The sequence below is a fragment of the Peptostreptococcus stomatis DSM 17678 genome (assembly GCF_000147675.1).
GTDB classification, from domain to species: domain Bacteria; phylum Bacillota; class Clostridia; order Peptostreptococcales; family Peptostreptococcaceae; genus Peptostreptococcus; species Peptostreptococcus stomatis.
In genome coordinates this window covers 69,671-80,165 of the sequence record NZ_ADGQ01000060.1, presented here as the reverse complement: position 1 = coordinate 80,165, position 10,495 = coordinate 69,671, and the positions used below count along the sequence as shown (strand labels likewise).

At 31.9% G+C, this 10,495-nt stretch carries 9 protein-coding genes; all 9 read right to left on the bottom strand.

Annotated elements, in window-relative coordinates:
* Positions 1-4 precede the first annotated feature (4 nt).
* On the bottom strand, positions 5-1,210 hold the full coding sequence (locus HMPREF0634_RS06245; RefSeq protein WP_040565834.1) for a 5-methylcytosine restriction system specificity protein McrC: 1,206 nt from the start codon (positions 1,208-1,210) through the stop codon (positions 5-7).
* A 16-nt stretch (positions 1,211-1,226) separates the two neighbouring features.
* Positions 1,227-2,939 (bottom strand): McrB family protein, encoded by a 1,713-nt coding sequence (locus HMPREF0634_RS06240; RefSeq protein WP_007790087.1) that lies wholly within the window; start codon positions 2,937-2,939, stop codon positions 1,227-1,229.
* A gap of 3 nt (positions 2,940-2,942) precedes the next feature.
* Entirely contained in the window at positions 2,943-4,547 is a 1,605-nt protein-coding gene (dcm, locus tag HMPREF0634_RS06235) for a DNA (cytosine-5-)-methyltransferase (protein ID WP_007789985.1), read from the bottom strand.
* Between the two features lie 16 nt (positions 4,548-4,563).
* Positions 4,564-4,677, bottom strand: a complete 114-nt coding sequence (locus HMPREF0634_RS10155) for a helix-turn-helix domain-containing protein (protein WP_408634987.1) — start codon at positions 4,675-4,677, stop codon at positions 4,564-4,566.
* 918 nt (positions 4,678-5,595) lie between these two features.
* Positions 5,596-6,216, bottom strand: a complete 621-nt coding sequence (locus HMPREF0634_RS06225) for a hypothetical protein (protein ID WP_040565833.1) — start codon at positions 6,214-6,216, stop codon at positions 5,596-5,598.
* A gap of 13 nt (positions 6,217-6,229) precedes the next feature.
* Positions 6,230-7,174, bottom strand: coding sequence for a recombinase family protein (locus tag HMPREF0634_RS06220; RefSeq protein ID WP_007790137.1), 945 nt, complete (start codon positions 7,172-7,174; stop codon positions 6,230-6,232).
* A gap of 299 nt (positions 7,175-7,473) precedes the next feature.
* Complete coding sequence (locus tag HMPREF0634_RS06215; protein ID WP_007790003.1) at positions 7,474-9,240, bottom strand: recombinase family protein; 1,767 nt, start codon at positions 9,238-9,240, stop codon at positions 7,474-7,476.
* A 60-nt stretch (positions 9,241-9,300) separates the two neighbouring features.
* On the bottom strand, positions 9,301-9,447 hold the full coding sequence (locus HMPREF0634_RS09680) for an SHOCT domain-containing protein (protein WP_007790057.1): 147 nt from the start codon (positions 9,445-9,447) through the stop codon (positions 9,301-9,303).
* 450 nt (positions 9,448-9,897) lie between these two features.
* Positions 9,898-10,314 carry a sigma factor-like helix-turn-helix DNA-binding protein gene (locus tag HMPREF0634_RS06205; RefSeq protein ID WP_007790186.1) on the bottom strand — a complete coding sequence of 139 codons (417 nt, stop codon included), beginning with the start codon at positions 10,312-10,314 and terminating at the stop codon, positions 9,898-9,900.
* Positions 10,315-10,495: the final 181 nt, after the last annotated feature.

Genomic DNA, 10,495 nt, shown 5'->3' with positions numbered 1-10,495 from the left:
ACAACTATAATAAATTCTTAACGTTCTCTATAAAAGAATATATATTATTTTTAAAGTCTTTTGACGTATCTCCTGCAATATTTATATAAGCAGCATATATCTTTCTTATTAAAAAGTCTTCGTTTTCAAAACTCAATAGAGCATTACTTATATTTTTGCTTGCAGGATAACATAGAATGACCTTTTTACTCTTTAACTGATTTGCATAAAAGAACATTTGATAAACATCCGCATTACTAAATGGCTTTGATGTTTTATTTTTCATATCTAAAATACAATATGCTGTATTTGGAAAACTTTTACTCTGATATCCATATAACATATCTGGAATATATGATTTAAAAAACTCTCTATCATGTGTTCTACATAAAGCATATGTCTTTTCGTCATCCCAATAAGTAAAGTTATAATCACCGGAATAAACTGTAAGAATCTTTTTAATAAATTCCTCAAAAACACGATCAAAATTAATTAAGAGGTTTTGTCCATATGTTGAATTGCCATAATCTGAAATACTTAAATCATTCAAAATCATATATGCAAGTGTCATTACCTTTTTGCAGTACTTTGTATTAGTGTTTAATTGTATATTCTGTGGTACTTCGAAAACCTCAGATACATCATGAAAACTTTTGCTTAATAGAGATCCAGTGCCTAAATCAACCATCTGTGCAGCTTTTTTTAGTGCCTTATATAAAACCTGATTTATAGGAACATCATGAGACAGTTCATCATATTCACAATCAAAGATGTCTTTTTTGCCAAGTTTTACATTCAATGCTGTATTTGTAAGATTAATATTGCCACGTAGATACTGAAGAGTGTTTCTCCTATTTTTATATTCTACAGGCAACCCTTTCTTAGTTACAATTTCTAATTCATGTACAAAATTTTGAATTATATCATACGATTTTTCAGCATCCATATCATAAATAGGTTCATCTAGATCTGAAGAATCTGACGTGTATAGAAAATAGTATATACGCAGAATATGCTTAAAAGTAACTCCTTCATGTTTTGGATTAATAATTATTTTTCTACCTGGCAAACTAATATAACCAACATATGCTTGTGGAAAAGAAACAATCCCTTGGTTAAAATCAATACAAGATATATCAACACCAATATTTTTAAATGTTGAACTCAAAATACTTATTTCATCTTCATTAAGTCTTAACGACCCACCTTGAGGTATATGAATTTCATTCATATAAATACCCCCCCTATTAATCTACTCTAAACTGCTTCTTTATTTCGCTTATAAACAAGTCGTTATCATCTATTCGTGTTGGTATTGTTCTTCCGAGAATATTTGCCAGATATCTACTATTACCATATGTATACTCTTCAATGATTGGCAACACATAATAATTAATCAATACTTTTAATACCTCTGGAGTCCAATGTATTTTCTTATCATCTTGAATTGCCCATTTAGGTATAAAGTAAGCATGTCCAAGAATCATATTTTCGTCTTTAAGAACATTAAGAAGCGCCTTATTAATACTCTTAAACAAAACATTTGGTTTTATATCTGATAATTCCGTGCAATCTGAAATAGATTCAATAAGCTCATAATTAGGATAAAACTTAACGAAGGCAAATCTTCGTCTAATTGCATAGTCTATCTGAGCAATACTTCTATCGGCAGAGTTCATCGTTGCAATAATGTATACATTAGAAGGAATGGAGAATTTTTTGACAGAATTACCTTCCCATATTATGGGACTTACTAAATCAGCTGTATACTCTCTATCAAGAGTCAGTATTGTTTCTCCAAATACTTTTGATACATTTCCTCTATTGATCTCATCAATAATAAACAAATACTTCTTTCCATTCTCCTCTTCTCTTCTTGCTCGTTCACAAAAATCAAGAAAAATACCTGGCTTCGATATAAATTTACCATCAGAATCTACGGAAATCCCCCCTATAAACTGCTCATAGGTTAAACTTGCATGAAATTGTATCATGGCTGAGTCTTCAAAATCATCTTTTATTTTGTTTGTAATGTGTGATTTGCTTGTTCCTGGTGCACCATATAGAATAACTTGCTTCAACGCATTTAATAATGATTTTAAACTATCAACAGTAATATTATTTCCTGTTGGTTGTGATAACTCTTCAGTCTTTTGGATTTCAATATCTTTTGTATCACTCATATAATCATTTCCTCCTCTTGGTAATTCTTTTATTTCAGGAATACTATCCTTAGCAAATTGTAAATGGCCTCTTAAATCAGCGCCACTTATTTTATTTGATGAATATGGTATTATCTCATCCTCATCATGATAGAATAGTTCATTTAACTCACTATCTGTCAATTTTAATTCTTCTACCAATGTTTTTGTGCAAACCCTAGTAAATGCTTTATATAGATCAACATTTGGATTTTCTAACCAAGAATCATTGCACTCAATGCCCCTAAACCTAAAATACCATGCTGAAAAATATACTAGAGATATACGTTGATTATTTAGAAAGTTATTCTGCAGTATCTGTATATAATCTCTAGGAAATTTAAAAAAATCTGGATTAGTATCATCCTTTCTCAAAAACTTCGTATCATCAACCAATGTATTATCTACAGTATCTCTCATTCTACTGAGCAAACCTTTAAATACTGTCCCTGGGTTAAACTGCTGCTTGCTACCTATTTCCGAAGTTATAGAAAAAGGAAAAAGACAACATCTTTTCTCTCCGCTTTCTGCATCTTTATCGAAAACAGCAGAAAGATTATATAATTTTTTTAAATAATCTTGTCTTTGCTCATCCGAAATACCACTAACCTTAGGAAATGCTTTGTACTCATTTTCACTAAAGCCTATAGATTTAAAGAAGAAGAACATTCCAAGCTGTTCAGGAGAAGAAATTATAGTATTACGAAAGTACTCTACACATTTTTTCAACCCATTATTTGATACATATATTCTTTTCAAGCTCTATTCCTCCTTCTCTAATTCATCTGATAACTGTAACAAAATTTCAGTTGCAATTATTTCTGCCAGTTTTGGTGGTACCGCATTACCGATAACTTTATACATACCTGTCACAGATTTTTTATTATCTGTAAAAAATGTAAAATCATCAGGAAATGTTTGTATTCTGGCTATCTCTCTTACATTCAATCTTCTATTTTCTAATGGGTGAATAATCCCACAGTTTTCTGGTTGTGCTGAAGCAGTTATTGTTCCTGCAATTTCAGTACGCGCAAAACGTCTATACATATTAGGAGCATGATAACGTTTCATATTATCCCTGATTTTCCTAAATCTTTCTGGTAAATATTCATAAGGGATACTTTTCCAAGATCCTCCTTCAGGAATATGTTGAATTAAATTCATAGCTTGTGGTGAAAAAGGCCAATCAACCTGATTAGGAACTTCTTCTGGTATATCTAAACACATCCCGATATTTAGACCTTCTTTAGATTGTTCTTCTGGAAAAATAAACATTTTATTTAAGTCTTTCCTAAATGCAACAACAATCACTCGTATTCTATTCTGTGGAACTCCATATGAACTTGCATTTACTAGTTTATATGTTGTTTTATATCCTAATTCATATAGATTACTAATAATAGTTTCTATTAGAGGATTACCATTTTCATCCTTCGTTGAAAGAAGACCTCTAACATTCTCAAAAACTACTACTTTGGGGTGTTTTTCATTTATTACTCTTAAGCACTCTTTATATAAATTTCCACGCGAATCGTTAACGCCCCTTCGATTTCCTGCATTAGAGAATGGCTGACAAGGAAATCCAGCAGTTAGGATGTCACAATCAGGAATTTCCTTTTCATCTACATCTAATATGCTTCTCTTATCAATTTCCCCAAAGTTTTTTTCATAAACTCTCTGTGCATCAGAATCGAAATCATTCGCATAAACTATTTCATATCCAGCCTGTTTAAAACCAAGATCCATTCCGCCACATCCACTAAATAATGATACTAATTTAGGATGTATACCTAGAATTTTGCTCTTATCAACTTGTTTTTCTTTATTATTATTATTTAAAAAATTCGGGTCATCAAATAATGATAATTGCCCCATATTTCTAACCTCCGATCTATCAAAAATTTTACACAAATCATCTTTCGATATTTTCTCAAGTATATTTTCATATATTGGTTGCCCTATAATTTGAGCTTGGCTATGTATAAAATCTGTAAGTTTTGACTCTTCTCTCAAAAAATAGTACATTTGAGGAGCAATAAATCCTTTGACTTGATGTCGTATATGATTTAAGTCAACTTTACAAGTTCTATATACTTTTAATATTGGAACAGCATAATTGCTATTTTCAAGGTAATAATCTATTTTTGAGAGCATATCTTGTGATACATAATCTTTACTTTTCAAGTCCAACAGATTAATTCTTTCTCCAAATTCAATAATAGCTTCTATTGCCTTAATAGGTGAAGTAACATATATATAGGCTCTAACTTTTCCCTCGGGGAAATGTTTTCTATACTCATATAACTTTTCTCCAGAAACCACCATGTTGAACCATCCAGGTTTCATGCTTAATAATATTTCTTTCAAGCTTTACTCCTCATTTCTAATCAACATTAGCGCTCTTTCCACTCTTTATCCATTCATCTATTTCTGAACACTTAAATTTCCATTGTTTTCCAACTTTATGTGCTGGAAGTGTATCATCTTTTTTATCCAACCTCTAAGTGTTACTGTTTTTATACCTAAATATTCTGCAGCTTCATCAATACTTATCCACTTATCTATAAAGTTTTGATCCATATCAAAATTCCTCTCATTTGTTATTAATGTGCTTCCACCTTGTATTATAACATTTTTCTATATTATTTAATATATGTTTTGATATAATTGATTATATTTCATGCACTGCTTGATATATCATTAATTCAAAACACACCCAAAATGATTTTATTGACCCCCTTGTTATTGAAATTGACACACCTAAAATAAAAAAATCTAGCTTTCTGATAAGCTAGAGCAACGATTATTTTTATTCAATTTTTGATTTTTCCTAAAGTCTTTATTTTAAGCAAATTGAGTAATATAAGCGTGGGTTTGTGTATCAATTCCTACATTTTCATCTCTTCTCCACACGATACAGTACCTTTCTTTCTGCATCAAATCAAAATTTCAAAGTGGGTGTAAGTGGGTGCATTTTTTCTTGTTATCTATTCTCTCGTGTCAACTCTAGGCTATGGATATGTTCCCACTCAACCTTAATTTTTCTCAAATAATAAGGCTTACTCTAACCTACCGATACCTTTTAACGATAGCCTATGAATAAGCCTTCATTTTCTACATTTTATTTACTTAGTGGGTGCAACTTTTGACATCAAAACTACGCACTCCACATGAGATTATTAGGCTATTTTGGAAAATTAAATACCTCTGCAAAACCCATTGATTTTATAATAACTATAATATTTCTATTGTTTCAAACATATAATTTTTGATTAGGCTATTTTATATACTATATAAATTATTAATCTTTTTCAGAAATTTCTCACTCGAAAATATTTGTCCAGCATCAACTGCAATTTTTTAATTTGCATATAGTTGCAACTTTACAACAATAATATACTTATTTTCATTAAACCTATTTTAATTTATCTGCAGCCGGATCCACTTCATACCAATGATCTGAATTTCGCTTGCATTGTAACGCAGGCACTTTTTTTGTAACCTCACTTTTTGTTTTTCCATCAGAATATGTTGTATTTCTCCATTCTACAGCCTTATTGAAATATTTCATTGTGCCACCACATATAGGACATTTGTCAATATGAATTTTTTCTATTGTGATCTTCCTTCCAAGACCGCTTATTGCATAATTAAAGAATAAGGGATGTCTAGTTTCTTTTTTTGTAATATTCCTCAAAAACATGACTAGCACAAGAAGTATCGATATTACAGAAAAAATTATGAAGTAAATACTATTATTTGAATCTGACTTAATACTCTCATTAGTTATTAAATTGATTAAGGGCTCAAATATTTTATACATTGGGAAAAGTCCTATTAAAGAAATTATAAATCCTATCCATGAAAGCATTGCCATTGTTATCGGACTTCTCCAAACAGGTTCTGGTGTATATGATGCAACCTTATCTTCTTCAGCTTCCTTAGAATAATTATTACCTGCCACAATATTAGTTGGGCCATTAAAAATATTTCCCGAAACATTATTAATATTAGACTTAGAATACTTATCTCTCATATATTTTCTCCTATCATTTTAGTATCTTCGAACTATATTTTTTACTCTTTCTTCGAGCCTTTCCATCTTCTCCAATTTCAACATTACTACGAAGTTCCATTTCTAGTTGAACTGCTTCAAATTGCCCTTTTGAAATTATCCCTTCGTGATGGTTCTTATTCAAATAACGATTCTCAGATCCCCCTGAATCCGCAATTGCCACATCACCTGTATATTTTTCTCGTGTGAGTGTAGATTCAATCGCTCTTTTACTCCATCGTTCTTTACCTTTCGATGTCTTTATTTTCTTTTCTGCCAGTTTATCTATGATGCCTCCAATGCTATATCCTTCAAGATACCAGTCAAAAATATTTCTAACAACTTTTGCTTCTTCTTCATCAATTATAAGCATTCCATTCTTATCTTTTTTATAGCCGTAACAGGCTCTATTATATAGTCCTGATGTTCCATCCTCGGCTCTATATTTTAAGCCCAAGCGTATATTTTCGCTTCTCCAGTCATTTTCTGCTTGATCACACGCTTCAATTATACTAATCAATAATTCATCTTTAACGGTCTCTGTATCTATCTTATCTTTCTCAAAGATAATTCTTTTCCCAGCTGCTTGTATTCTTCTAATAGCTTTTAAGCCTTCTTTAGCATCACGTCCAAAACGACTGAGACTTTTGGTAAGAATAATATCTAAATTCCCATGCTCGCACTCATTTATCATTCTATTAAATTCTGATCTTTTTGATCCTGTCTTAGCAGATGCAACATCAATAAAAACATCCGCCACAAACCATGTTCTATGTGCAGCCGCAAGTCTCGTCAATCCCGATACTTGTGCCGATAAACTATCCATTTGGGCTTTATGGCTTGTACTTACACGAGCATATATCCCCACAGCATAATCTTTTATAACTCTCTGCTTCTGTATTACAGTTACATTTTCAGCCATATCTTTTCTTCCATTCATAGAGATTCTCCACCAATATTTTAGTATACTTGTTTCTTAGATATATTATAATGTTAATTAGGCTATTTTGCAATTATCAAATTTATAGGTGGGTGCAAGTGGGTACATTTTTTCTTGTTATCCATTCCCTAGTGTCAACTTTTGTCTATGGATATGTTCCCACTCAATCACTTTTTATCATAAATAATAAGGCTTACTCCAGACTACCGATACCTTTTAACGATGGCCTATAAATAAGCCTTTATTTTCTACACTTTATTTACTTAGTGGGTGCAACTCTTGACATCAATACTACGCACTCAACATGTGTTGTCTGTTGAATAGAAACACAATTTATTAACCTCGTTGCTTGATTGAGGATACAATTTATTGCTGTCATTTTCCTCAGCAGCTTTTGCATTTTTTCTTCTGCTCTTGAATAATCGTCCATCTTGAGAGTCTTTTTTCCCTGTCTTATATATGATAGTAATCATTGCAGGATCAATTTCTCCATCATCATTAGTTCCACCGATTATGATTTTGTCTACTATACTTTCAAATACAGTTCTATCAAATTTTTCAAGATATTTATTTGACTCCAATAGCTTCTTAAATCCTTCAAGCCTTTTCTTTAATGCTTTTTCATCAGTTAGAGTTATCTCTAACGCTCTTTTTTCTTCAAGCAATTTTTCCTTACTGATAGATATTTCATTATATTTCTCTTGATATATGTCCATACTGATTGATTCATTAAGCCTTAATTCAACAAGGTCTTTTTCTTTCTTCAGTATTTTATCAAGTTGATTACTAATTTTCTTCAAATCCTTTGATAAGCTATTATCTTTTAGTTCTTCTTCCACAGTTTTCAAGAATTCATTCGTGATTTCCACATTGTTGTGACATACCTGACGATAGCTTTCCATAAATGCTTTTTCTATGGCTTCTTCCTCAATGCCTTTGCTGTGTGGGCAATACTTCTTTCCGTTTTTAGTGGCATTAACACATTGCCAAATTACTTTCTTATATTCAGAACTTGAGTGCCAATTTCTTCTTGAAAGTATATGACCGCAAAAACCACATTCAAGCATACTACTGAAAGCATATTTCCTTGAATACTTTTCTCTTTTACCACCATTGTTTGCAACTGTATTTCTGTTTTTTGCCCTTCTTAATCTGATTCCCTGCGCTTTTTCAAAATCTTCTTCTGAAATAATAGGCTCATGATGGTTTTCAATGTAGAATTTATCCTGCTCCCCAAAGTTATCCAATCTTCTTTTTGAAATAGGATCAACAGTGAATGTTTTACCCATGAGAAGATCGCCCTTGTATTTTTCATTCTTAATAATTCCTAAAACCGTAGTTTCAGTCCACTTCTTATGTCCTCTTGGTGATAAATAACCTTGTTCTTCAAGCTCTCTGGAAATAACCATTCCGCCAACACCTTCAAGGTATCTTCTGAAAATATATCGTACAATCTCAGCTTCTTTTTCATTGATGGAAATACTCTTGGTTTCCGGGTCATAGTCATAACCTAAGCAACCTTGAAACCCGACCATTTCACCTCTTTCCATCTTCATTCTCAAGCCTTTTTTAACATTGGCTGAAATATTTTCTACTTCCTGTTGAGCAACTGAGCTTAAAATAGTTAAAAGCAACTCACCGTCCATTGTTAAGGTATTGATGTTTTCTTCTTCAAAAAATACCGCAACATTATATTCCTTGAGCTTTCTTACATATTTCAAAGTATCCAAAGTATTTCTTGCAAATCTTGATATGGATTTTGTAATCACCATATCTATATCGCCATTCATACAATCATTTATCAACCTTTGAAAATCAATTCTTCTATCAACCTGTGTACCGGTTATCGCTTCATCAGCATATATTCCCGCAAGTGTCCACTCATTGTTTTGCTTTATAAAATCTGTATAGTGTTCTACTTGAGAATTATAGCTGTTAATTTGATCTTCGGTATCCGTACTTACTCTGCAATAAGCTGCTACTCTCTTTATTGAGCGTTGAACACAACCTGATGCAGTTCTCTTCAGTGTGGTATCACCTTTAATAACTTTAACATCTTTTTTCACTGCATCCGCCTCCTTTTTGTATATTTCTATGCAGTTCTATTATACCACACTTGCAAAACATTATAAATATAATTCTGTGGAGATATTATACTTTTTCATCAGCTTTAGTTTTATCTTTTTGTATTCAATATCACTGAGCAAGTGTTTAGAAAGCAGTATAGATAACATAGATAATTGGAGGCTGTATTTTAATAATTCATTATTCATTTCTAAATCCTCCTCTTTCAAATTTATTTATAAGTTTTATGACATTGGTAGGTGCTTGGCAGCAACATAGGAATCTCACCTCCGCCCCTTATTCCAGATGAGCCGGCTTAAACTATTGAAGTATCATTATCACTACTTGTATCACCGAACAGATTGCCACCTCTGTTTTTATGTATTCTTATTTATCGCTCACTTTCTTGTATCCTTGGCTAACCCAGTATTCATAAAACCGAAATCTCTTTCAGCAGAAAGGTCATGGCGTAAGCCATAATTCTCCACAAGTAGATAAAGTCCTACCTTGGTCTATTCAGTTGTCAAGGAACAAGTGCCTATTGGCTTTTAGAGAGATTTTCTTTTAAGCAATTCTTGAAAATAATTCTTCAATTAGATTAAGAGGACAGATCTCCCTTCACCTTAAACAAGGAAAATCTGCCCTCATACACAAGGTGATCACTTCATAAATTCTTCCAATAACACCCTTAATTTTTTAAGAATGCTATTTTTTCGCCATTGTATAGCTTGGTAACTCACCTTCTTACCTCTTGCTATACTCGATAGTGTTTCGTCATTGAAATACAAACGCTCAATGATGTCTCTTTCTTCATCGTTTAATTTTGATATAACATTTCTTACCGCCTCAATCATCATCTGTGTTTCAACAATCTTTTCAACATCAACGCTTTCATCAACAAGATTATCTACAAAGTGTCCATCATGATCCAATGACGAAAAGAAAAGCAGGTGGTTTTTTCTGTCCACCTGCTCTAAATACTTCTCGTGTTCTCGTTCTCGCCAGTAGACTTTATAAATATCTTCACTGACTTTCACCTTTTGTCCTCCGACATAAAGGTAATACTCTTTTGCCATAAAGTTTCCTCCATTTCTTTTTTATCTGTTTGTTTTTCAGACAAAAAAGGAGGACTCCTGCATCTTGGCATAAGAAGTCCTCTAAAATGAAATAAACCTGTTCTTTCTTTAACTATATTTAATTGTTTAGACGAGTATATGGAAAAACAGACAACTATAAATCTTATAAGAAGAAGGAATG